General features: G+C 37.4%; 23 protein-coding genes. 14 read left to right on the top strand and 9 right to left on the bottom strand.

Translation table 11 applies throughout. The features are described from left to right. Window positions 1-46: 46 nt before the first annotated feature. The 5 genes from BTR42_RS12210 to rpsD all read left to right on the top strand — a co-directional run bounded on the left by BTR42_RS12210 (window position 47) and on the right by rpsD (window position 5,062). Window positions 47-2,023 carry a DHH family phosphoesterase gene (locus tag BTR42_RS12210; RefSeq protein ID WP_077497948.1) on the top strand — a complete coding sequence of 659 codons (1,977 nt, stop codon included), beginning with the start codon at window positions 47-49 and terminating at the stop codon, window positions 2,021-2,023. Then, entirely contained in the window at window positions 2,023-2,475 is a 453-nt protein-coding gene (gene rplI / locus BTR42_RS12205; RefSeq protein WP_009855195.1) for a 50S ribosomal protein L9, read from the top strand. Before BTR42_RS12210 ends, rplI begins: the two co-directional genes overlap by 1 nt. Window positions 2,476-2,511: 36 nt before the next feature. Then, on the top strand, window positions 2,512-3,873 hold the full coding sequence (gene dnaB / locus BTR42_RS12200; RefSeq protein ID WP_012962640.1) for a replicative DNA helicase: 1,362 nt from the start codon (window positions 2,512-2,514) through the stop codon (window positions 3,871-3,873). Window positions 3,874-3,911: 38 nt separating this feature from the next. Further along, window positions 3,912-4,184, top strand: a complete 273-nt coding sequence (locus tag BTR42_RS12195; protein WP_003066965.1) for a Veg family protein — start codon at window positions 3,912-3,914, stop codon at window positions 4,182-4,184. Between the two features lie 266 nt (window positions 4,185-4,450). Then, window positions 4,451-5,062 carry a 30S ribosomal protein S4 gene (rpsD, locus tag BTR42_RS12190; protein WP_014295480.1) on the top strand — a complete coding sequence of 204 codons (612 nt, stop codon included), beginning with the start codon at window positions 4,451-4,453 and terminating at the stop codon, window positions 5,060-5,062. Between the two features lie 390 nt (window positions 5,063-5,452). Here the strand turns inward: rpsD and BTR42_RS12185 are convergent, their stop codons facing one another. Next, window positions 5,453-5,995 carry a TetR/AcrR family transcriptional regulator gene (locus tag BTR42_RS12185; RefSeq protein ID WP_077498018.1) on the bottom strand — a complete coding sequence of 181 codons (543 nt, stop codon included), beginning with the start codon at window positions 5,993-5,995 and terminating at the stop codon, window positions 5,453-5,455. 131 nt (window positions 5,996-6,126) lie between these two features. Here BTR42_RS12185 and BTR42_RS12180 point away from each other — a divergent pair, with 131 nt between their 5' ends. Beyond that, window positions 6,127-8,457, top strand: coding sequence for a YhgE/Pip domain-containing protein (locus tag BTR42_RS12180; protein ID WP_077497946.1), 2,331 nt, complete (start codon window positions 6,127-6,129; stop codon window positions 8,455-8,457). A gap of 219 nt (window positions 8,458-8,676) precedes the next feature. After that, window positions 8,677-9,030, top strand: a complete 354-nt coding sequence (locus BTR42_RS12175; RefSeq protein ID WP_077497944.1) for a DUF1304 domain-containing protein — start codon at window positions 8,677-8,679, stop codon at window positions 9,028-9,030. A gap of 38 nt (window positions 9,031-9,068) precedes the next feature. Here the strand turns inward: BTR42_RS12175 and BTR42_RS12170 are convergent, their stop codons facing one another. The 3 genes from BTR42_RS12170 to BTR42_RS12160 are packed head-to-tail and all read right to left on the bottom strand — an operon-like array spanning window position 9,069 to window position 10,868. After that, on the bottom strand, window positions 9,069-9,974 hold the full coding sequence (locus BTR42_RS12170) for a DUF4097 family beta strand repeat-containing protein (protein WP_077497942.1): 906 nt from the start codon (window positions 9,972-9,974) through the stop codon (window positions 9,069-9,071). Further along, window positions 9,971-10,555, bottom strand: a complete 585-nt coding sequence (locus BTR42_RS12165) for a DUF1700 domain-containing protein (protein WP_077497940.1) — start codon at window positions 10,553-10,555, stop codon at window positions 9,971-9,973. The genes BTR42_RS12170 and BTR42_RS12165 overlap by 4 nt, the downstream gene beginning before the upstream one ends. Then, window positions 10,542-10,868, bottom strand: coding sequence for a PadR family transcriptional regulator (locus tag BTR42_RS12160; protein WP_012962637.1), 327 nt, complete (start codon window positions 10,866-10,868; stop codon window positions 10,542-10,544). Before BTR42_RS12160 ends, BTR42_RS12165 begins: the two co-directional genes overlap by 14 nt. A 233-nt stretch (window positions 10,869-11,101) precedes the next feature. On the opposite strand from BTR42_RS12160, the gene BTR42_RS12155 reads away from it, so the two are divergent. Together BTR42_RS12155 and BTR42_RS12150 are read left to right on the top strand one after the other, a co-directional pair. Further along, window positions 11,102-11,548 carry a MarR family winged helix-turn-helix transcriptional regulator gene (locus tag BTR42_RS12155; RefSeq protein ID WP_074658562.1) on the top strand — a complete coding sequence of 149 codons (447 nt, stop codon included), beginning with the start codon at window positions 11,102-11,104 and terminating at the stop codon, window positions 11,546-11,548. Between the two features lie 4 nt (window positions 11,549-11,552). Next, window positions 11,553-12,011 (top strand): GNAT family N-acetyltransferase, encoded by a 459-nt coding sequence (locus BTR42_RS12150; RefSeq protein ID WP_077497938.1) that lies wholly within the window; start codon window positions 11,553-11,555, stop codon window positions 12,009-12,011. 181 nt (window positions 12,012-12,192) lie between these two features. On the opposite strand, the gene BTR42_RS12145 is transcribed toward BTR42_RS12150, so the two are convergent. The 3 genes from BTR42_RS12145 to rpmF form a co-directional block, all read right to left on the bottom strand. Further along, a complete protein-coding gene (locus tag BTR42_RS12145) occupies window positions 12,193-12,504 on the bottom strand; it encodes an antibiotic biosynthesis monooxygenase family protein (RefSeq protein ID WP_077497936.1) in 312 nt (103 codons plus the stop codon). A gap of 164 nt (window positions 12,505-12,668) precedes the next feature. Next, window positions 12,669-12,818 (bottom strand): 50S ribosomal protein L33, encoded by a 150-nt coding sequence (gene rpmG, locus BTR42_RS12140; RefSeq protein ID WP_002262412.1) that lies wholly within the window; start codon window positions 12,816-12,818, stop codon window positions 12,669-12,671. 15 nt (window positions 12,819-12,833) lie between these two features. Then, window positions 12,834-13,010, bottom strand: a complete 177-nt coding sequence (gene rpmF / locus BTR42_RS12135; RefSeq protein WP_003066947.1) for a 50S ribosomal protein L32 — start codon at window positions 13,008-13,010, stop codon at window positions 12,834-12,836. A 316-nt stretch (window positions 13,011-13,326) separates the two neighbouring features. Between rpmF and hisS the strand changes: the two genes are divergently transcribed. The 5 genes from hisS (at window position 13,327) to BTR42_RS12110 (ending at window position 20,241) form a co-directional block, all read left to right on the top strand. Beyond that, complete coding sequence (hisS, locus tag BTR42_RS12130; protein ID WP_061458175.1) at window positions 13,327-14,604, top strand: histidine--tRNA ligase; 1,278 nt, start codon at window positions 13,327-13,329, stop codon at window positions 14,602-14,604. A 156-nt stretch (window positions 14,605-14,760) separates the two neighbouring features. Continuing rightward, window positions 14,761-16,509, top strand: coding sequence for an aspartate--tRNA ligase (gene aspS / locus BTR42_RS12125; RefSeq protein ID WP_077497934.1), 1,749 nt, complete (start codon window positions 14,761-14,763; stop codon window positions 16,507-16,509). Continuing rightward, complete coding sequence (locus BTR42_RS12120) at window positions 16,502-17,440, top strand: YitT family protein (protein ID WP_009855180.1); 939 nt, start codon at window positions 16,502-16,504, stop codon at window positions 17,438-17,440. The genes aspS and BTR42_RS12120 overlap by 8 nt, the downstream gene beginning before the upstream one ends. An 83-nt stretch (window positions 17,441-17,523) precedes the next feature. Further along, entirely contained in the window at window positions 17,524-18,396 is an 873-nt protein-coding gene (locus BTR42_RS12115; protein ID WP_009855179.1) for a YitT family protein, read from the top strand. Between the two features lie 339 nt (window positions 18,397-18,735). Next, window positions 18,736-20,241 (top strand): prolyl oligopeptidase family serine peptidase, encoded by a 1,506-nt coding sequence (locus BTR42_RS12110; protein WP_077497932.1) that lies wholly within the window; start codon window positions 18,736-18,738, stop codon window positions 20,239-20,241. Between the two features lie 41 nt (window positions 20,242-20,282). Here the strand turns inward: BTR42_RS12110 and BTR42_RS12105 are convergent, their stop codons facing one another. Continuing rightward, a complete protein-coding gene (locus BTR42_RS12105; protein WP_009855177.1) occupies window positions 20,283-20,576 on the bottom strand; it encodes a bacteriocin immunity family protein in 294 nt (97 codons plus the stop codon). Window positions 20,577-20,687: 111 nt separating this feature from the next. Then, on the bottom strand, window positions 20,688-22,379 hold the full coding sequence (argS, locus tag BTR42_RS12100; protein WP_009855176.1) for an arginine--tRNA ligase: 1,692 nt from the start codon (window positions 22,377-22,379) through the stop codon (window positions 20,688-20,690). Between the last annotated feature and the right edge of the window lie 185 nt (window positions 22,380-22,564).

Genomic DNA, 22,564 nt, shown 5'->3' with positions numbered 1-22,564 from the left:
AAATAGGGCTGTTTTATGGTATAATTGTAAGCTAAGAGGTTAACCAATGAAAAGATTTCGATTTGCAACTATTCACTTAGTCATGATAGGCTTGATTTTATTCGGGATTTTGGCTATTTGTGTCAGACTTTTTCAGACGGAGTCAGCTATTTTAGCTGCAATCTTTTTGGCGCTGTCTTTGCTTGTTGCATTGCTTTATTATCAAAAAGAAACATATGAGTTATCAGAACTTGAACAAATTGAATTACTAAACGACCAAACAGAAGTCAGTTTGAAGAGTTTATTAGAACAGATGCCTGTTGGTGTTGTTCAATTTGAGCAATCTACAAATGAAGTTGAGTGGTTTAATCCGTACGCTGAACTTATCTTCACTAGTGAAGAAGGAGAATTTGAGGACGAGCTCATCCAAAAAATTATTGGCAATAAGCGTGAAGGGGATGCCAGCCAAACTTTTGAGTTAAATGGCAATAAATATTCATCTTACATTGATTCATCTTCAGGGATTTTTTATTTCTTTGATACGTCAATGGGAAATCGTCAACTAGGAGATGCTGCGCTTTTGCGACCAGTTATCGGGATTATCTCAATTGATAATTATGACGATGTAACAGATGATTTATCTGATGCGGAAATTTCTCAAATCAATAGTTTTATTGCTAATTTCATATCGAATTTCACGAAGTCTAAAAATATTTTTTATCGTCGTGTGGATATGGACCGTTTTTACTTTTTCACAGATTATGCTGTTTTAAGTAGTCTAATTGACGATAAGTTTACAGTACTAGAAGCTTTTCGTAAACAGGCTAAAGAAGAGCGTGAGTTACCGCTGACTTTGAGCATGGGGGTTGCTTATGGTGATGATAATCATCAGCAAATTGGGCAAGTGGCTCTCCAAAATTTGAATACGGCACTTGTGCGTGGTGGTGACCAAGTTGTTATTTGTGAAAATGATGAGCATAAGAAACCATTGTATTTTGGTGGTGGGTCAGTATCTACCGTTAAACGTACCCGTACGCGTACCCGTGCGATGATGACTGCTATTTCAGACCACATAAAAAATGTGGATAGAGTATTTGTTGTCGGACATCGTAATTTAGATATGGATGCTCTTGGTTCAGCGATTGGGATGCAGTTCTTTGCAAGTAATGTCATCGAGGAAGCTTATGCGGTTTACAACCCAGATGAAATGAGCCCTGATATTGCAAGAGCAATTAAAAGGTTACAAGAAGATGGAAAAACGAATTTAATTTCAGTCAACCAAGCTTTACAACTAGTGACAAGCCAATCACTATTGATAATGGTTGACCATTCTAAGATTGACTTAACGTTATCGCAGGAACTTTACAACAGATTTACAGATGTTATTGTTGTTGATCATCATCGTCGTGACAATAATTTTCCAGAAAAAGCCATATTGACCTTTATTGAAAGTGGGGCAAGTAGCGCAAGTGAATTAGTAACCGAATTAATTCAATTCCAAAATGCTGGTAAACGTCTAAGTAAAATTCAAGCTAGTATTTTAATGGCAGGGATTATGTTGGACACGAAGAATTTTTCAGCTAGTGTTACAAGTCGAACATTTGATGTTGCAAGCTATCTTAGATCTCAAGGAAGTGATAGCATTGAAATTCAAAACATTTCTCAAACAGATTTTGAGGAATATCGATTGGTTAATGAACTTATTCTCAAAGGGCGTAAACTTTATGACAACATTATCATTGCCAGTGGTGGCGATAATGTGGTTTACAGTAAAGTAGTTGCCAGTAAAGCTGCAGATACCATGTTATCTCTAGCTGGCATTGAAGCAACGTTTGTTATTGTTCAGGTTGCTCCTAATAAAGTAGCTATTTCGGCACGTAGCCGCAGTAAAATCAATGTTCAACGAATGATGGAAGAACTCGGTGGCGGTGGGCATTTTACCCTAGCAGCTTGTCAACTATCAGACATAACTGTTAGTCAAGCCGAACACTTATTACTTGAAATAATTGAAAATGATTTAAGAGAAAACATGGAGGTAGAGTGATGAAAGTTATTTTTCTAGCAGATGTTAAAGGTAAAGGGAAAAAAGGCGAAATCAAAGAGGTCCCAACAGGTTATGCCCAAAACTTTTTAATTAAGAAAAATTTAGCTAAAGAAGCGACTAACCAAGCTATTGGTGAATTAAAAGGTAAACAAAAATCAGAAGAAAAAGCACAAGCTGAAATTTTAGCAGAAGCTCAAGCGCTTAAAGCAGAGCTTGAGAAAGAAGCCACAGTTGTTAAGTTTACCGAAAAAGTTGGACCTGATGGACGTACATTTGGTTCAATTACAGCTAAGAAAATTGCCGAAGAATTGGCTAAACAGTTTGGTTTAAAAATCAACAAACGTTCTATCGAGTTAGATCATCCAATTCGTGCAATTGGTTCTGTCGAAGTTCCTGTTAAGTTACACAAGGAAGTAACTGCTGAAATTAAATTAAGCATTAAGGAAGCATAGTCCTACGTTTAGAGGTTATTAGGGGAGGTGAAGAATTTGGCAGAAGAGCCAGAATTGAGAGTTCAGCCACAAGATTTATTAGCAGAGCAGTCTGTCTTAGGTTCGATTTTTATCTCGCCAGATAAGCTTATTACTGTCCGTGAATACATTAGCCCAGATGATTTCTATAAGTATTCTCATAGAGTTATTTTTAAGGCAATGATTACACTTAGCGATCGTAATGAGGCTATTGATGCCACAACAGTTAGAACAATTCTTGATGACCAAGGGGATTTACAAAACATTGGTGGCTTGTCTTACATTGTCGAACTTGTCAATAGCGTTCCTACGAGTGCCAATGCAGAATATTATGCTAAAATTGTCGCTGAAAAGGCGATGCTGCGTAATATCATCTCTAGGTTGACAGAGACTGTAAACCTTGCCTATGAAGGTGCTACGGATTCTGAAGACGTTATTGCGGGGGCAGAAAAAGCCCTTGTTGAGATTAATGAACATAGCAATCGCAGTGGTTTTCGTAAGATTTCAGATGTTTTGAAGGTCAACTATGAAAATTTGGAAATCCGTTCTCGTCAGACAAGTGATGTTACTGGATTGCCGACTGGTTTTCGTGATTTGGATAAGATTACAACAGGTTTACACCCTGACCAATTGATTATCCTTGCTGCACGTCCAGCCGTCGGGAAAACTGCTTTTGTTTTGAACATTGCGCAAAACGTTGGGACTAAACAAAATAAACCAGTCGCTATTTTCTCTCTGGAAATGGGTGCTGAAAGTTTGGTTGACCGTATGTTGGCTGCTGAGGGAATGGTTGATTCTCACCACCTTCGAACAGGTCAATTGACCGACCAAGAATGGAACAACATTACCATTGCCCAAGGTGCTTTGGCAGAAGCACCGATTTATATTGATGATACACCAGGGATTAAAATCACTGAAATTCGTGCACGAGCACGTAAGCTGTCTCAAGAAGTTGAGGGTGGTCTTGGTTTGATTGTCATTGACTACTTACAGTTGATTACAGGAACACGTCCAGAAAACCGACAACAGGAGGTTTCTGATATTTCACGTCAATTGAAAATTTTAGCAAAAGAGCTGAAAGTCCCTGTTATCGCACTTAGTCAGTTGTCTCGTGGGGTTGAACAACGTCAGGATAAACGTCCTGTGTTGTCAGATATTCGTGAATCAGGTTCTATCGAGCAAGATGCGGATATCGTTGCCTTCTTGTATCGTGATGATTATTATCGTCGTGAGGGTGAAGAAAATGATGACGCTGTCGAAGACAATACTATCGAAGTTATCTTGGAGAAGAACCGTTCAGGAGCGCGTGGCACAGTGAAATTAATCTTCCAAAAAGAATACAATAAATTTTCTAGTATAGCGCAGTTTGAAGAGCGTTGATAAATATAAAATTACTTTATTAAGGAGCAAAGTAGAAGATGAGTGATGCATTTGCAGATGTAGCAAAAATGAAAAAAATCAAAGAAGATATTAAAGCCCATGAAGGTCAACTTGTTGAATTGACACTTGAAAATGGTCGTAAACGTGAAAAAAATAAAGTTGGTCGTTTGACTGAAGTTTACCCTTCATTATTTATCGTTGAATACAATGAAAATTCAGATGTTCCAGGAGCAATCAACAATTCTTATGTTGAATCATACACTTATTCAGATATTTTAACTGAAAAAACATTGATTCGCTATTTTGATTAATCCTTGATTAGAATTATCAGCAATAGTAGATAAAAAGGCTTTACAACGCCTTTTTTTTATGTTAAACTAAGCTTTGTGTGAAATAATAGCAGGAGAGTATGAAGCTCGTCAACAGTTGGCTCTTCTACAGTTTTTCTTCTTATAGAAAAGCTCCTAGAAGTCGGAAAAGTAATCTTGGCTGTTTAGATGAAAGTCAACTGCACGAATCAGGATTCTCTAATTTGTTATTTCCTACAAAATTTTTATTTTATAGGAGGACATTTTTAATGTCACGTTATACAGGTCCATCATGGAAACAATCACGTCGCCTTGGCTTGTCTCTTACAGGTACAGGTAAAGAATTAGCACGTCGTAACTACGTGCCAGGTCAACACGGTCCTAACAACCGTAGCAAACTTTCTGAATATGGTTTGCAATTGGCTGAAAAACAAAAACTTCGTTTCACTTACGGTGTAGGTGAAAAACAATTCCGTAACTTGTTCGTACAAGCTACTAAAATTAAAGGTGGAACTCTTGGTTTCAACTTTATGGTTCTTTTGGAACGTCGTCTTGACAACGTTGTTTACCGTTTAGGTCTTGCAACTACTCGTCGTCAAGCTCGTCAATTCGTTAACCACGGTCACATCCTTGTTGACGGTAAACGTGTTGATATCCCTTCATACCGCGTAACTCCAGGTCAAGTTATCTCAGTTCGCGAAAAATCAGCTAAAGTACCTGCTATCCTTGAAGCTGTTGAAGCTACTCTTGGACGTCCAGCATTCGTATCATTCGACGCTGAAAAACTTGAAGGTTCATTGACTCGTCTTCCAGAACGCGACGAAATCAACCCAGAAATCAACGAAGCACTTATCGTTGAATACTACAACAAAATGCTTTAATTCTCAGTTTATTGAAGTATTTAAAACCACGGTCTTCGCCGTGGTTTTTTGTTTTTTTATAATAGAAAAGTCCTTTTTGATACTTCCCTTAGGTTTCTCGCTTTTTTATTTCTAGGCTCAGACCTCAAAGCAACCAGTGGACTATTGAAGAAATCCAAGGAATTCTCAAAAACTTCCGAGATGTAGGAGAAACTTCGTTTCTCTTATCTGCAACCTTAAACAATCTCCCAGATTGTTTAAGCGGCACAAAGTATCGTTTTTGTGCTCACTTTGTTCGTAAATAATCCTGAAATCGAACAGTGAGACAACAATTGTTTGCAACTTATTTTGTGTTAAAAGTAAGTTTATCTACATTCAGAGTCGCCAAAAGGCGACTTTAAGAATGGGTGGTTATAGTGATAGTGGTAAAAGTTTTAAAATGAGGTTAGTCATTTGGCGAGGAGATTCTTTTTTGCCATTAGCTATCCAAGATTGGCAGAGACCAAAAAAGGCATAGGCAAAGTAGATACTACTGTATTCTTTTTCGACAGGGGAAAGTTCCTCACGCCCAAAACGATTTTGAAAATCAGTGTTGATAAAGATGCGCACCTTATTAACAATAAAAGCTTGAAATTCCCGCGTGCCGTTCGCCGAAATTAAGGCAGATAGCAATTGCTCACGTTTTAGAAATTCAAAAATCTCTAAAAACGCTTGTTCTTTATTGCCTTCGTGTTTTTCAAAAATATATTCAACTTGATTGAAAAGGGTTTGTTGGCAGGAATCAATCAACTCAAATTTATCCTTATAATGTGTGTAGAAACTTGAACGGCTAATGCCAGCTTCTTTAGCAATTTTGATGGTGGTAATGTCGTCAAAACTCTCTGTCTTTAAAAGGGTGACCATAGCTTCTTGAATGGCTTTTTTGGTGTTAGCTCTGCGATTATCATTTGCCATAATAAAAATCTTTTGAACACTTTTAGACAGAGTGTCCAAAAACTCCTTCTTTTATCTTGAAATTATTTTATATCTCTGTATAATATATTTTATCATAATTTTTGAACACTGTGTCCAAATTAGGAGAAAATATGTTAGAAGAATTAAAAGCACTTATAAAAAGTCCAAAACTTTGGGTAACAATGATTGGTGTTGCTCTTATTCCAGCACTTTATAACTTATCTTTCTTGGGTTCTATGTGGGACCCTTACGGAAATGTTGACGATTTGCCAGTAGCAGTTGTCAATCAAGATAAGTCATCAACTTTAAATGACCAAACGCTATCAATCGGTGATGATATGGTGGACAGTATGTCTAAAAATAAAGCTTTAGATTATCACTTTGTTAGCGCAGAAAAAGCAGAAGAGGGTCTGGAAAATGGTGATTACTATATGGTTATCACATTGCCAGAGGATTTATCTGAAAAGGCAGCCAGCCTTTTGACAGATGACCCTGAAAAATTGACAATTAATTATCAAACAACAGCTGGACGTAGCTTTGTCGCTTCTAAAATGAGCGAATCTGCGATGACCAAGCTTAAAGATACTGTTTCTGAAAATATCACAGAAACTTATACAAAAGCTGTATTCAAGAGCATGTCTAGTTTACAAGATGGTTTACAAGAAGCAAGTGACGGTGGCAATGAATTGCTCTCAGGAAGCCAACAGCTTGAATCTGGTAGTCAAACCATTACAGATAACCTCAACACAGCAGCGTCAGGCAGCCAAACTTTAGCAGACGGAACAGCGACACTTTCAAGCGGCTTGACAACTTATACAAACGGCGTGTCAAGTTTAGCGAGTGGAGCAAATGAATTAGATGGTAACTCAGCAGCACTTGTAAGTGGTGTAGCTCAACTAAAAGAAAGTTCTGCACAAGTACAACAATTAGTTGATGGTGCTAATAGTTTAACCGATGGTTTACAGAAGTTAGCAACAGCGACAACACTTTCAGCAGAAGAATCTGCAAATATTCAGTCATTAATTTCAGGTTTACCACAATTAAATGCTGGAATTCAACAATTAAATGCTTCAGTTTCTGAGATTTCTACTGAAGTTGATACTACAAAAATTTCGACTGCTTTAAGTGATATTGCTTCACAAGCTCAGGGAATTTTGAAGGCAGAAGAAAAGGATAGTTCAGCCAGATTGACTGCTATTCAAGAAACAGCTGCTTACCAAAGTTTAGATGCAACACAACAAGCTGAGTTAGTTAATGCATTAAATACTTCAGGAAATAGTGTCAGTCAACAAGCACAGCAAATTTTAACAGATGTTCAAACAATGGAAACTGCTTTAACAGAGTTATCATCATCTTTATCAAGTAAGGTAACTAAGTTACAAACGAGCGTTTCTCAAATTGCAAATCAGTCAAATGTAGCATTACCTGGTGCTGTTACAGCCTTGACAACATTATCTACTGGTTTAAATCAGGTTAATACAGCTACTACAACACAACTTGTCCCTGGAAGTAGTCAAATTGCTTCAGGAATCTCAACGCTTAATACTAAACTAAGTAGTGGCGCAAGCGAATTGTTGACAGGGGTAACAACTTATACAAGTGGTGTTTCCCAAGTAGCTTCTGGTGCTAATCAATTGGCTGCTAGCAATAGTCAGTTGACAAGTGGAGCTTCTCAATTGCAATCTGGTGCGGAAGAATTGGCTTCTGGTTCAAGTCAGTTAGCTGCTGGTAGTGATACGTTGACAAGTGGCTTGACAACATTGACAAGTGGTATTTCAACATTGACATCATCACTTTCAGAGGCAAGTGACCAACTATCACTCGTTTCTGTAACAAATAAGAATGCTAAATTGGTTTCTAACCCTGTATCAACAAAAGAAACAGATAATGATAGCGTGAAAGTAAATGGTATTGGTATGGCACCTTACATGATTGCAGTATCACTTATGGTAGTTGCCCTTTCAACGAACGTTATCTTTGCAAGCTCATTGTCAGGACGTCCTGTGAAAAATCGTTTTGAATGGGCAAAACAAAAACTCTTTATTAATGGATTGATTTCAACGGTTGGTTCATTAGTATTGTATGGTGCTATTCAATTCCTTGGATTTGAGGCTAACTACGAATGGAAAACAATCCTCCTTATCATCTTAGGTGGTTGGACGTTAATGGCTCTTGTAACGGCTCTAGTTGGTTGGGATAATCGTTATGGCTCATTCCTATCACTTATTATGCTATTGCTTCAAGTCGGTTCTGCAGGTGGTTCATATCCAATCGAGCTTAGTCCTAAGTTCTTCCAAGTTGTTCACCCATATATGCCAATGACTTACATTGTAACGGGCTTACGTCAAACCATTTCGATGACAGGTTCAATTGGTACACAAGTCGGTGTTCTTTCAGCATTCCTTGTTGCTTTCATGGTACTTGGACTTATCATTTACAGACAACCAAAAACAGAAAATTAAGATTACTAGATTGAAGAAAACGTTCATTTTGGACAATTTCTTCAATCTTTTTTTGATATAAACGATGTTCTTAGTTTTTACAATCAGATTATTTGAAAAATGAAGGGAACTTTTATACACTTAATGAGTTAACTAGAGAATGCTGATTAAGACAGCCTTTCTTTACAATATATTTACAGCGATGTAAATGATTAATTTGCTATTTAGATTGAGGAAACGATGTCACTTATTACTATTATTTTGTCATTATTGGTTGCTTTGGAACATTTTTACATTATGTATTTAGAAACAGTTGCAACACAATCACCTGCAACAGCGCGTGTTTTTGGACTATCGCAAGAAGAATTAGAACGTGAGTCTGTAAGTAATTTATTTAAAAATCAAGGTGTTTACAATGGCTTGATTGCCGTTTTTCTGATTTACGGTATCTTTACAGCTAATGCTACTTTGGTAACTGTTTTTCTAGTAAATGTCGTTCTTGTTGCCCTTTATGGTAGCTTGACCGCAGACCGTAAAATTATTTTAAAGCAAGGCGGTTTAGCCATTTTAGCTTTACTGACGTTGTTATTTTAAAACTTAAAAGGCATCGCAAATGCGATGTCTTTTAAGTTTTATTGAACTGTAATGTCACCCACGTTTCCGTCGATTGTCAACGTGTTTTTACTTGATTGATTTAAGTTTGAAGTGATATCAGCATCGCCTAGAAGATTTGTCATTAATACTTTCAAATCTTTGCTGGCAAGAGTAATGTCAACCTCACCAGTAGTCATTGTTATGGTGTTATCATTTTTGAAGGTGGCGGCATTGGCTGAAAAATCTCCCATGCTTAACTCAAAGGTTGTGTTAGAAGCTTGGCTATTTTCTAAATCAATATCACCAGTTGTAATTGAAAAGGCGACGTTTGTTAAGTTGCTGTTCTCAATTTCAGCATCCCCAGAGGTGATGTTTACTGTTCCTGAATTGAGGGTTGTGTTGGTCAACGTTAGTTCCCCAGCCAGAAGTTCGAGCATTACATTATCAAGTGAAAGCTGACTGATGTCCAAATCTCCTGAGCTAAGATTAGCTTTGACTGAAGTGAGGTCTGTATCCTGAGGAACAGAGATAACGATTGTATGTGAATTTTCGATAATACCAGTTTTAGCAATGCCAATAATATCTTTTAAACTCAGAAAATGAATATTTGCATTCCCTATTTGGGTACGAGTTCCTGTTTGCTTTACAGTAAGGGTGTCATCCTTGACTTCGTAGTTGACAGGTGTTTTTTTATTGTCTGAGTAAGAAATAAAGGGTTTGTCAATATTGGCCTTTGAAATGATGACATCAGATGTTGTGCTGTCAATATCAATTTTACTGAAATTGTCAAGGTTAGCTTTTTGATAGTTTACATTTCCTACCATATCGGTGCTATTTTCTAAATCAGAGAGTCCACCAGTTGCGAAACCATAACCTGCAAGGGCTGCTCCTAATAAACTACAACTAACGCCAATGCCTAAAATAGTCTTTGTCCACGATTTCATAATTTTCTCCTTTTGTTTGCTGTCTTTCGTGCTAAATTGACAATGCTACGTCCAACTACTTTACAAACAGCTCCTGCAGCAAGGAGGGTTAGTAATGATAAACCGAGAGCTAAAAGTCCTAGACCAAAACTAAGAGCAGTTGCGGAAAATGAAATGCTCAGGTAAGACCAGCTGTCAAATAGCATGTAAATTCCAGAAGTCAGAAAGACAACCCCAAAGGAAAGGACAACAGCGATAGCCGCCACTCCAAGAGCTAGGATAGTGATGACGGCTAAGAAAAGAACAAGAGCCAGTGGGAGAGCAACAGGGGTGATAATAACCGCTAAAATAGCAAGCCAAACCATAGATACTCTGCTTTTAGGTGTCTTTTCTTGGTCGATGATTTTTTCGTCAAGCAAACGACTAATGATGTCTCGCGCCGCTTCTTTTGGTGTTCCAAGTTCGGCGATAACTTGTGCTTCATTTTCTGGACCAGCTTCTTCAAAGTATTCACTAAAGTAGTCCATAGCTTCTTGGTAATCCTCTTTGGGTAACTTACGTAGGTATTTATCTAATTTTGCTAAATAGTCAACTTTTGTCATCCTCTAATCTCCCTTCAATAATCTCATCGACTTTTTCTTTGTACCGTTGCCATTCTTTTTTGAGAAAGGTCAACTGTTCTTTACCAGCTGCTGTGATAGCATAATATTTTCGTTTACGTCCTTGGTAGGCTTGTTGATAAGTGGTTAAATAGCCCGCTTTTTCCAGTTTTTTTAAAATTGGATATAAGGTGGATTCTTTGATGTTAGCAATTTGCTTAATGGTTTGGCTAATGGCATAACCGTAAGAGTCGTCTTTGTCAACAATGGCTAAAATGAGGAATTCGATAACAGTTGCCGAAGTTGGAAAATACATGAAAACTCCTTTTTGATATGTAAAAATTTTATATATAATTATTTTACATATAGAATATAGAAAAATAAGCAGCAAGTCAAGCATAATGTATAAGAATTTTATATGTAGGAGAGTTCATACGTGTATTTTTAATGCTATTGAGGTCTATTAAGCTTAAATAGCGATAATTAGTTGACAAAATCCACTAAAAATCTTAAAATATAGTTGATAAAGTCCACTAAAAGGAGAGAATAATGCCAGATAGAGAAACCATTTATTCGATACGTGCCTTTAATCGCATGTATATGCCTTTTATGAATTTACTCGGTAATCATTATTTGGGTTCTGAGTATTCCGTGACGGAAGCAAGGATTTTCTTTGAAATTTATGAAAATGAAGGCTGTACAGCAACACATATCGCCCAAGAGATGAATATTGATAAAAGCTATTTGAGTAGGATTTTGAAAAATCACGAGAAAAAAGGTTATATTTATCGCCAAACGTCAAAGGAAGATGGGAGAGCTTATCATCTTTTTTTGACTGATGCAGGGAAATTACGTGCGCGAGATTTTATTGAAAAATCTAATCAAGAAATTGGCGATATTATTGCGACATTGAGTTATTCAGAGCAGAAACAATTAGCAGAAGCAATGACTTTAATTACTAAAATATTGGGAAAAAATTCAGTACAAGGAGAGTAGTGGAATGAAAGTTGTACCGTATGATGAAAAATATAAAAAAGATTTTGTGGAAATGAACCTTGCTTGGATTTCTGAAATGTTTACGGTAGAAGCAGAAGATGAACGCGAGTTAACTAATATTGAGCATTATATTGAAAATGGTGGTCAGATTTTCTTTGCTTTAAATGATGAGGGAGCTGTTATGGCATCGTGTATGGTCGCTCCAAGAGAAGATGGGGATTGGGAAATCATGAAATTTGCAGCAAAAAGCGAATTTGCTGGCAGCGGTGCAGGGAGTGCTTGTTTAAAGGCGTGCATTGAGTATGCGGAGTCCCTTCATTTGCCAAAACTTATCATTGTTTCCAATCGAAAATGTCTATCTGCTGTTCATCTTTATCGCAAATTTGGCTTTACTGAGATTCCTGTTGATAAAGAAAAATTTCCTTTTGAACGTGGTGATATTGCCTTTGAGAAAGAATTATAATGTGTAAGGAAAGATTAGCATGATAGCAGTATCTTTACAACGGTGTCAACTTTGTTGTAAAGTAGTCTTTGATAACTGTTGGTGTACACAAGTGACAAACATTGTTCTTTACAACAAGTTTACAGTAGCTGAAATCAGTTTATCAAAAATGCAACCGTTACATACGGTTGCATTTTGATTATTAATCCTCAAGAACAGCATATTCTTGAACGCTTTTCTTTAAAATAGGTGAATCTTCTTTTTTGAAGTGTTGCTCTTTGTGATGTTGGATATGTTCAGGACGTTTCAACCAAGCTTTGAAATCGTCTTGGTTGTCCCAACGTGAAACGGCAGTAAAGGAAACACTATTTGTATCAGAATTATCTTGAATCCAGACCTCGTTTCCTAAACATGTTTCCCAATTTTTGAGCGAGATAGCGTCGTTGCGGAATTTTTGTTCAAATTTATCTTTAGCAGCAGCTTTTACTCCAAAAGTAACTGTTTTAATAATCATATGTTATTCCTCCTTTGGGTTACTTTAATTATACAAGGAGAAACTCAATTTTCAAAATTTTTGAGATAAAAATGATTTGGTTTAATATCCAATCAGTCAAAAATGCTATTTTTGAACTAAAAAAGCCTAGAAACGTTGATTTCATAGGCTTTTAATGTATTCAATTATTTAACTTCAGTAAAGATTACGTGTTTACGCAATTTTGGTGAGTATTTTTTCAATTGAAGACGGTCTGGAGTGTTACGTTTGTTTTTTGAAGTAAGGTACAAGCGTTCACCAGATTCTTTGTGTTCAAGTGTAATATTTACGCGCATGGTATCTCCCTTCTATTATTTAGCTGCTTTAGCGATTTTACGTCCTTTGTAGTATCCTTTAAGTGATACACGGTGAGAACGTGAGTAATCTCCAGTAGTTTCGTCAAATTTAACTGATGGAGCAGTCAATTTGTAGTGTGTACGACGTTTGTTTTTCTTCGCTTTTGAAGTGTGACGTGCAGGTACTGCCATGTTTTATTTCCTCCGATAATATTTTTTTGTTCTTGATTTTTAATCAACTTTAACATAATAACATATCTTTTTTGTAAAGTAAAGTTACTTGACAAAAAAATTGTAAATAGGTGCGAGTGTGGTTATTAATGCTTGGCTGCTAGTTAAAAACGAAAGTCATCAAGGAATAATTCATAAGAAAATCCTAAAAAAGAACAGACTATTCTTCTGTATAACTTGTTTTTGTGATAAAATAGAAATGATTGAATCGCTACAATAGTAGAAAGGAATTAGGAGCTAAATTTGTTTAAATTTGGTGCCAATATGTCTTAAATTTATGAAATTACAAAAACCTAAAGGAACACAGGATATTTTACCTAGCGAAAGCGCTAAGTGGCAATACGTGGAAGCTGTTGCGCGTGAAACATTTAAAAAATACAATTACAGCGAAATTCGTACACCAATGTTTGAACATTATGAGGTTATCAGCCGTTCTGTTGGTGACACAACGGACATCGTGACAAAAGAAATGTATGATTTCCACGATAAAGGTGACCGCCATATTACTTTGCGTCCAGAAGGTACAGCCCCTGTTGTGCGTTCTTTTGTGGAAAATAAATTATTTGCACCAGAAGTTCAAAAGCCAGTTAAGATGTACTACATCGGCTCAATGTTCCGCTACGAACGTCCACAAGCTGGTCGTTTGCGTGAATTCCATCAAGTTGGCGTTGAGTGTTTCGGTTCAGCAAATCCTGCCACAGACGTTGAAACAATCGCGATGGCTTACCAATTGTTCCAAACGCTGGGCATTAAAGATGTTACGCTTCATTTGAATACTTTGGGAAGTGCAGCTAGCCGTGCGGCATATCGTCAAGCTTTGATTGATTACCTTACGCCAATGCGTGAGCAATTGTCAAAAGACAGTCAACGTCGTTTAGATGAAAACCCACTTCGAGTCCTTGATTCAAAAGAAAAAGAAGACAAGATTGCTGTTGAAAACGCACCATCAATCCTTGATTATCTTGATGACGAAAGCCAAGCTCATTTTGATGCTGTGCGTAGTATGCTTGAAACTCTCAATATCCCATATGTCATTGATACAAACATGGTTCGTGGTCTTGATTACTATAACCACACTATCTTTGAATTCATCACAACTGTTGATAAATCTGAATTGACAATTTGTGCTGGTGGTCGCTATGACAGTCTCGTTGAATACTTTGACGGACCAGAAACACCAGGTTTTGGTTTTGGACTTGGTCTTGAACGTTTGCTTCTTATCCTCGAAAAACAAGGTATTGAATTGCCAGTTGAAAAAGAAATGGACGTTTACATTGCTGTTTTGGGACAAGGTGCAAACCTTAAAGCATTGGAACTTGTTCAAGCTATCCGCAACCAAGGTTTCTCAGCAGAACGTGACTACCTTGGACGTAAAATCAAAGCGCAATTCAAATCAGCAGACGCCTTTAATGCTAAAACAATTATCACTTTAGGTGAAAGTGAAATTGAAGCAGGTCAAGTAGCTGTGAAAAATAATAAAACTCGCGAAGAAGTGACCGTAAGCTTTGACGAAATTACAAACAACTTCGCTGAAGTATTGAATAAATTGGGTTAAATTTCTTCTTTATACATACTTAGGCACTTTAATTATTAATGAAAAGGCTTAAGTGAGAAAAGAATTTAAAAAACTCCCCCGCATGGGTGGGGTTTTTACGTGCTTTTTGCTATAATAGGTGGGAATGAATAAATTAAAAAACGGAGAAACATATCAATGAAACGTACAATGTATGCTGGTCGTGTTCGTAGTGAACATATCGGCCAAGAAATTACTTTAAAAGGTTGGGTTGGTCGTCGTCGTGATTTAGGTGGGCTTATCTTTATCGACCTTCGTGACCGTGAAGGTATCATGCAATTAGTCATTAATCCAGAGGAAGTTTCAAGTGATGTTATGACCACAGCTGAAAGCCTTCGTAACGAATTTGTTATCGAAGTTACTGGTGAAGTTGCACAACGTGAACAAGAAAATAAAAACTTGCCAACTGGTGCTGTTGAATTGAAAGTATCAGCATTGACAGTTTTGAATACGGCTAAAACAACACCTTTTGAAATTAAAGATGATGTTGAAGTTAGTGATGAAAATCGTTTACGTTACCGTTATTTGGATCTTCGTCGTCCAAAAATGCTTAACAACTTTAAATTACGTGCAAAAGTTACTCACTCAATCCGTAACTATTTGGATGAGTTAGAATTCATTGATGTTGAAACACCAATGTTGACAAAATCAACTCCAGAAGGTGCGCGTGACTACTTGGTACCAAGTCGTGTGAGCCAAGGTCACTTTTACGCTTTGCCACAAAGTCCACAAATCACAAAACAATTGTTGATGAATGCTGGTTTTGATCGTTACTACCAAATCGTTAAATGTTTCCGTGATGAAGATTTGCGTGGTGATCGTCAACCTGAGTTTACACAGGTCGATATGGAAACATCATTCTTGTCAGACCAAGATATCCAAGATATCACTGAAGGAATGATTGCTAAAGTCATGAAAGATACAAAAGGAATTGATGTCACATTGCCATTCCCACGTATGTCTTATGACGATGCAATGAACAACTACGGTTCAGACAAACCTGATACTCGTTTTGAAATGCTTTTACAAGACTTGACAGAAGTTGTCAAGGATGTTGATTTCAAAGTGTTCTCACAAGCTCCAGTTGTAAAAGCTATTGTTGTTAAGGGGAATGCGGATAAATACTCACGTAAAAACATTGATAAATTAACAGAATTTGCAAAACAATTTGGTGCCAAAGGTCTTGCATGGGTCAAATTTACTGATGGTGCGATTACTGGGCCAGTTGCTAAATTCTTAACAAGTATCGAAGATAAGTTGACAGCAAGTTTACAACTCGAAGAAAATGATTTGGTTCTTTTCGTTGCCGATACTCTTGAAGTTGCTGATAATACTCTTGGTGCTCTTCGTACTCGTATCGCTAAAGAACTTGACATGGTTGACAACTCTAAATTTAATTTCCTTTGGGTTGTTGATTGGCCAATGTTTGAATGGTCTGAAGAAGAAGGACGTTACATGTCTGCTCACCACCCATTCACATTGCCAACTGAAGAATCCGCTCATGAATTAGAAGGTGACCTTGCTAAAGTACGTGCAGTTGCTTACGATATCGTTCTTAACGGTTATGAACTTGGGGGCGGTAGCTTGCGTATCAACCAAAAAGAATTGCAAGAACGTATGTTTAAAGCGCTTGGCTTTACAGCAGAAGAAGCAAATGACCAATTTGGTTTCTTGTTAGAAGCTATGAACTACGGTTTCCCACCACATGGTGGACTTGCTATCGGTCTTGACCGCTTCGTTATGCTTCTTGCTGGTGAAGATAACATTCGTGAAGTCATTGCATTCCCTAAAAATAATAAAGCTGCGGATCCAATGACACAAGCACCAAGTCTTGTTTCAGATAAACAATTAGATGAATTGGCTTTAGCAATCGAAAACAATGATTAAGAAAACATCTTTGAAAAAGAAAACAAAGTTTATTGTTAGCCGTTGGGCAGAAAGATATGGTCTGTTAAAGACAATGCAGAGCATTTCAAGAGAGAAGTATGCGGAAAAAGTTTCCGCTTCTCTTTTTTATGGTTTGCTATCGGCAATTGCGGTTAATTTCTTCTTCCAACCAGGACACGTTTATTCAAGTGGTGCAACTGGTTTTGCACAGGTTTTATCGGCGATTAGTGAGCGTTTAATTGGCTTTAGGCTGCCAATTTCAGTTGTTTTTTATGCGATTAATGTGCCGTTGCTCGTTTTAGCTTGGTATAAAATCGGACATAAATTCACTGTTTTTACACTCATTACAGTTTCGATGAGTTCTTTCTTTATTCAAATTGTTCCTGAAATTACTCTGACGACTGATCCCCTGGTTAATGCCATTTTTGGTGGTTTGGTCATGGGGACTGGTGTTGGCTTTAGTTTAAAATCTCGTATTTCAAGTGGTGGTACTGATATCATTAGTTTGACCATTCGGAAAAAGACAGGCCGTGATGTGGGAAGCATTTCTCTCATGGTTAATGGTGTTATCATGATTTTTGCTGGCATTTTATTTGGTTGGCAATATGCCCTTTATTCTATGGTGACTATCTTTGTCTCTAGCCGTGTGACAAATGCTATTTTCACTAAGCAGAAGAAAATGCAAGCAACGATTGTGACCAACCGGCCTGAAAAGGTAATTGCGATGATTCACACCAAATTACATCGTGGGGTGACACAAATCAATGATGCCGAAGGAACTTATAATCATGAGAAAAAAGCAATTTTGTTGGCTATTATTACTCGCGAGGAATATAACGACTTTAAGTATCTGATGAAAAAAACTGACCCAAATGCCTTTGTTTCAGTTGCTGAAAATGTTCATATTATTGGACGTTTTGTTGAGGATTAAGAGGTTGAGAAAGTTCTCAGCTTCTTTGTTTATGGCGTTATAATTTACAAGACGCAGAAAATTTTGTTTTGGAGGTATGAGACATGGTTCGTGAAAAGCTTGGACAAATAAGAAGTTTGGTGTTAATTGCCATAGGTGTAGCCATTTATACTTTCGGTTTTGTCAAATTTAATATGGCAAATGCTCTTGCTGAAGGTGGGGTTGCGGGTGTAACCTTGATTGCCCATGCTCTTTACGGAATCAACCCTGCTTATTCGTCACTTATTTTGAATGTTCCTTTGTTCATTCTAGGGGCGCGAATTTTTGGACGAAAATCGCTAGCGCTAACCATTTATGGCACTGTTTTGATGTCATGGTTTATCTGGTTTTGGCAACGTGTGCCGATTCAGATTGTTCTCGAAAATGATATGATGTTGGTTGCTGTCGTTGCTGGTTTATTTTCTGGTGTCGGTAGTGGATTAGTCTTTCGTTACGGAGCTACAACGGGCGGAACAGATATTATCGGACGCGTTATCGAAGAAAAATTCGGTTTCAAACTTGGTCAGACACTGCTTTTTGTCGATGCCGTGGTTCTTACAGCGTCGCTGGTTTACATTGATTTACAACATATGCTTTACACGTTGGTAGCAAGCTTTGTTTACAGTCAAGTTCTGACAATTGTCCAAAATGGTGGTTACACAGTGCGTGGCATGATTATTATCACACAAAAATCTGAAGAAGCTGCGCAAGCTATTCTTAATGGCATTAATCGTGGGGTCACTTATCTGAATGGCCAAGGGGCTTACTCTGGAAACGAAAAAAATATTTTGTATGTGGTCTTAAATCCAGGTGAAGTCCGTGATGTTAAAGCCATTATGGCAGATTTAGACCCAGATGCTTTTATCTCAATCATTGATGTTGATGAGGTTGTGTCATCTGATTTCAAAATTCGACGAAAAAATTATGATAAATTGTAATTAATAACGAAAAGAAGAGGTGAATTTTCATTTGCCTTTTCTTTTTTTGATATTATAGTCTGACAATTTAATGATATGCTATTGAAAGTTTTGAAAGCGCTTTTTATTCAGCTCTTTTTATGGTATGATGATCCTTGTAAGGATTGTTACTGGTCAAGCAGGCAAAACCTAAATCTAACAAGAAAATTAGGAATAGCACCAATCGTTCCTCTATTTTTCTGTTGATTAGATTTAGGTTTTTGTTTTTGTCAGAAATTCTTTGGAGAACTTGTGTTCATTGTGGAAAGTATTTTCGCAAAATATAAGCACCTGTAATTTTATTTAGGAGGAGAGATTGACATGAAAAAATCAATTTCAAAGGGAATCGTTTTGAGTGCTGTTAGTTTTTTGGGAGTGTTTGCAGGAAGTCAAGTTGTATCTGCTGACACTGATGTTGCTATTGCTAAAACATCAATTGTTGTAAAGGGGTATGAATTTGGTCCAGCAGTACCAAAAGTTGTTGTAAAGTTAGACAGTAAAGTCTCTAAAGTATCAAAAGAAAATGTCACTGTTACAACGGCAGGTACAGAACGCCAAGTCAGCAAGGTTTATTTATCTGATAAAAATGGAAAAAAAGTTACCAAAGATAGTAAGTACGTCACTATTCAAATGCCAGTTACTTTTGACACCGAATCAAATTCTGGTGTTGCCAGTCCTTTCTTTTACAACATGGAAAATTTCCATAATACATGGGTAGGTGATTACACGGTTTCAATTCAAGGGTTGACAGTAACTGTAAACGGCGAAGAAAGCGAGCTTGACAGTGAGAGTAACGCTATTAACAATCGCATTTCAACAGATGTAGCAGCATTTAGCAATCGTGGGTCTTATTCTGGAACTTACACGAATCCGTTGACCAATCAAGATGAAGAACTCACCCTTCAATATGCCGCTTATGAACCAGAAAGTTTGAAAAATGGAAAGAAAAATCCTTTGATTATCTGGCTACATGGGCAAGGCGAAGGCGGTACAGATACCGATATTACATTGTTGGGAAATGAAGTTGTAGCGCTTGCTAAGGATGATATCCAATCACATTTTACAGCAGGTAAGCAAACGGGAGCCTATGTTTTAGCGGTTCAAACCCCAACGTATTGGATGGATGAGGGTGATGGTACAAATGGAGCGGGGGCAGGTGTGTCTCGCTACACAGAGGTACTCATGGATACTATTAAGGATTACGTTTCGAATCATTCAGATGTGGATACAGACCGTATTTATTTAACTGGTGGTTCAAATGGTGGTTACATGACGCTTAATTTGGCTATCAATAATCCAGATTATTTTGCAGCGCTTGTTCCGCAGGCGGCAGCTTATTCTTACTATCAATATCAGCGTAATGAGGACGGTACTTATACAACTGTTCCTAGTGATACAAGCTTGTCTGGCACAGCATTTGTCAAAACAGATGATATCTACTTTGACGAGGATAAAATTGCTGCGCTTAAAGATATTCCAATTTGGTTTATCCATGCCGCTAATGATACGGTTGTCAATCCAAGCGATTATTCTTTACCAATCTATAAAGCTTTAGTAGATAGCGGAGCAACGAATAAGTGGTTCTCATATTATGAAAGCGTTGAAGGTTCAGACATGAAAGATACCTCTTATCTTGGACATTGGTCATGGACGTATTTCTTCAATGATAAGGTGTCTGGTGTACAGAGCGTTTCTGATATTAAAGAGGCTGACGACCTTTCAGGTTTTTCACCAAACAATAAAACTAATGGTGGAACAAGCACCGCAAAAGTTGACGGAACAGCTTATGACAACATTTTTGATTGGTTAAATGCTCAGAAAAAATGAGTTTAGACAAATGAAAAAAGCCGTTTAACACGGCTTTTTTGTTAGGGGTGAAATAGGCTACCTAGCATGATAGCTAAAGCGGCATTCCCTTTATATTTTTCAGGACTGTCAGCAACTTCGTTGTAAAGTGCTGTGATTTCAGATTCTGTTTTGAGATGATGTGTTAGTAAATGTTGAGAAATGGCATGTGCCAGTTTTGTACGTGCCAACTGGTCATTTTCATTTTTTTCTAAATCCTGCGCTACTGCAAAAATATCTGCTTTCAGTGGCTCGTTATCTGGCAGGCTAGCATAGGCTTTACTGAGTTTTTCCATTAATTGATTTCCTTTTTCCATAAATAAAATCTCCTTTGTTGTTATGCTTACAGTTTATAATTTTGATAGAAAAATATCAAGAGAAAAAGAACGAAAAATAATCTCGTTCTCTTTGCTTTTATAAAGAAATAATTACATTTCGTTTGGTGCTTCAACGCCGAGCAGACGGAGCGCTTCTTTTAGAACAGTTGCAGTAGCGTAGCTAAGTGCTAGGCGGCTATCACGTTCTGGGCTTTCATCAAGGATACGTGTGTGTGCATAGTATTTGTTGAAGCTTTGGGCTAGATTGATAGCAAATTTTGCAACAATAGAAGGTTCAAAGTTGTCAGCGGCACGTTTGATGATACGTGGGAAGTCTTGGATAAGTTTTACAATTTCCCAGCTTTCAGCATCATCAAGACTGTAAACTTGGTTGACAGATGGTGTAAACTCAGCTTTACGAAGAATAGATTGGATACGTGCGTGTGCATATTGTACGTAAGGTCCAGTTTCACCTTCAAATGATACCATAGCATCAAGGTCAAAGTCATAGCCATTCAAACGGTCTGTTTTCAAATCGTAGAATTTGATAGCACCGACGCCAACAGCGTGAGCGACTGCTTCCTTGTCAGCAAGGTTAGGATTTTTAGCATTGATTTGGTCTTCAGCGCGTTTGACAGCTTCGGCAATTGTTGGTTCAAGAAGGATAACATTACCTTTACGAGTTGACAGTTTTTTACCTTCTTTAGTAACAAGTCCAAATGGAACGTGAGTAATATCTTCATTCCATTCAAATCCCATTTCGTTAAGGACCGCTTTTAATTGTTTGAAGTGAGCAGATTGTTCGTTACCAACGACGTAAATGGCTTTGGCAAAGTCGTAAGTACGTTTGCGATAAAGAGCGGCAGCCAAGTCACGTGTGATGTAAAGTGTTGCACCGTCAGATTTTTTGATAAGAGCTGGGTGTTCGATACCATATTTTTCAAGGTTAACGACTTGAGCACCTTGAGATTCTTCAAGAAGTCCTTTTTCTGTCAAGATATCGACAACTTCGTCCATTTTATCGTTGTAGAATGCTTCCCCGTTAAAGCTATCAAAAGAAACACCGAGTTCATCGTAAAGACGGTTGAATTCAACAAGACTTTCGTCACGGAACCATTGCCAGAGTGAAATAGCTTCTTCGTCGCCAGCTTCCAATTTACGGAACCATTCGCGAGCTTCTTCGTCAAGTTCTGGTTGTGTTTCAGCTTCGGCATTGATGCGAACGTAAAGTTTTAAGAGTTCGTCGATTGGGTGAGCTTTAACAGCTTCTTCGTCACCCCATTTTTTGTAGGCAACAATCAACATACCGAATTGTTTACCCCAGTCACCGAGGTGATTGATTTTAACAGCTTTATAGCCGAGTTTTTCAAAAATATTAGCCAGGCTATCACCGATAACGGTTGAACGAAGGTGTCCAATTGAGAATGGTTTAGCAATGTTTGGGCTTGACATATCGATAGCAACGTTACGCCCTTCTCCTAAATCTTGACTAGCATAGTCGCTTCCGTTTGCAATAACTTGACCTAAAACATCAGCAGAAATGCTTTTCTTGTCAAGGAAGAAGTTGATGTATGGACCAACAGCTTCGATTTTTTCAAAGCCAGTTGCATCCATTTTTTCGGCAACATCAGCAGCAATCATTTGGGGTGCTTTGCGAAGGATTTTTGCTAATGAGAAAGCAGGAAAAGCAAGGTCACCCATATCAGAATTTTTTGGAATTTCAAGTAGATTAATAATTTGTTCTTGGTCTAATTCTGGAACAATATTTTGAATGCGTTCAGCAATTGTACGTTTTGTATCCATGAGTTTCTCCTAAATTAGTTAGTCATATTATTTTAACATAAAAATAAGAAATAAACGAGACTAGCTGAAAGAAAACGTTTGAAGCAGTAAAAAATAAGTTATCATAAGGAAAACAGCGCAAAAGAGAGATGAAAAATTTTCTTTTTTTTGGTATAATTTTAAGGATAAATATACACAAAGGGAAA

The organism is Streptococcus gallolyticus subsp. gallolyticus DSM 16831, from assembly GCF_002000985.1.
Lineage (GTDB): Bacteria > Bacillota > Bacilli > Lactobacillales > Streptococcaceae > Streptococcus > Streptococcus gallolyticus.
This window is presented reverse-complemented; position numbering and strand designations above follow the sequence as displayed.

What these genes read in the sequence shown, in the direction of transcription:
- BTR42_RS12145 (WP_077497936.1), bottom strand. Translation starts at nt 12,504, where the DNA reads ATGATTATTAAAACAGTTACTTTTGGAGTAAAAGCTGCTGCTAAAGAT.
- BTR42_RS12105 (WP_009855177.1), bottom strand. Translation starts at nt 20,576, where the DNA reads ATGGAAAAAGGAAATCAATTAATGGAAAAACTCAGTAAAGCCTATGCT.
- hisS (WP_061458175.1), top strand. Translation starts at nt 13,327, where the DNA reads ATGAAATTACAAAAACCTAAAGGAACACAGGATATTTTACCTAGCGAA.
- aspS (WP_077497934.1), top strand. Translation starts at nt 14,761, where the DNA reads ATGAAACGTACAATGTATGCTGGTCGTGTTCGTAGTGAACATATCGGC.
- BTR42_RS12150 (WP_077497938.1), top strand. Translation starts at nt 11,553, where the DNA reads ATGAAAGTTGTACCGTATGATGAAAAATATAAAAAAGATTTTGTGGAA.
- BTR42_RS12180 (WP_077497946.1), top strand. Translation starts at nt 6,127, where the DNA reads ATGTTAGAAGAATTAAAAGCACTTATAAAAAGTCCAAAACTTTGGGTA.
- BTR42_RS12165 (WP_077497940.1), bottom strand. Translation starts at nt 10,555, where the DNA reads ATGACAAAAGTTGACTATTTAGCAAAATTAGATAAATACCTACGTAAG.
- BTR42_RS12170 (WP_077497942.1), bottom strand. Translation starts at nt 9,974, where the DNA reads ATGAAATCGTGGACAAAGACTATTTTAGGCATTGGCGTTAGTTGTAGT.
- rpsD (WP_014295480.1), top strand. Translation starts at nt 4,451, where the DNA reads ATGTCACGTTATACAGGTCCATCATGGAAACAATCACGTCGCCTTGGC.
- BTR42_RS12210 (WP_077497948.1), top strand. Translation starts at nt 47, where the DNA reads ATGAAAAGATTTCGATTTGCAACTATTCACTTAGTCATGATAGGCTTG.
- BTR42_RS12185 (WP_077498018.1), bottom strand. Translation starts at nt 5,995, where the DNA reads ATGGCAAATGATAATCGCAGAGCTAACACCAAAAAAGCCATTCAAGAA.
- BTR42_RS12160 (WP_012962637.1), bottom strand. Translation starts at nt 10,868, where the DNA reads ATGTATTTTCCAACTTCGGCAACTGTTATCGAATTCCTCATTTTAGCC.
- BTR42_RS12120 (WP_009855180.1), top strand. Translation starts at nt 16,502, where the DNA reads ATGATTAAGAAAACATCTTTGAAAAAGAAAACAAAGTTTATTGTTAGC.
- argS (WP_009855176.1), bottom strand. Translation starts at nt 22,379, where the DNA reads ATGGATACAAAACGTACAATTGCTGAACGCATTCAAAATATTGTTCCA.
- BTR42_RS12175 (WP_077497944.1), top strand. Translation starts at nt 8,677, where the DNA reads ATGTCACTTATTACTATTATTTTGTCATTATTGGTTGCTTTGGAACAT.
- rplI (WP_009855195.1), top strand. Translation starts at nt 2,023, where the DNA reads ATGAAAGTTATTTTTCTAGCAGATGTTAAAGGTAAAGGGAAAAAAGGC.
- BTR42_RS12110 (WP_077497932.1), top strand. Translation starts at nt 18,736, where the DNA reads ATGAAAAAATCAATTTCAAAGGGAATCGTTTTGAGTGCTGTTAGTTTT.
- BTR42_RS12155 (WP_074658562.1), top strand. Translation starts at nt 11,102, where the DNA reads ATGCCAGATAGAGAAACCATTTATTCGATACGTGCCTTTAATCGCATG.
- rpmG (WP_002262412.1), bottom strand. Translation starts at nt 12,818, where the DNA reads ATGCGCGTAAATATTACACTTGAACACAAAGAATCTGGTGAACGCTTG.
- BTR42_RS12115 (WP_009855179.1), top strand. Translation starts at nt 17,524, where the DNA reads ATGGTTCGTGAAAAGCTTGGACAAATAAGAAGTTTGGTGTTAATTGCC.
- BTR42_RS12195 (WP_003066965.1), top strand. Translation starts at nt 3,912, where the DNA reads ATGAGTGATGCATTTGCAGATGTAGCAAAAATGAAAAAAATCAAAGAA.
- rpmF (WP_003066947.1), bottom strand. Translation starts at nt 13,010, where the DNA reads ATGGCAGTACCTGCACGTCACACTTCAAAAGCGAAGAAAAACAAACGT.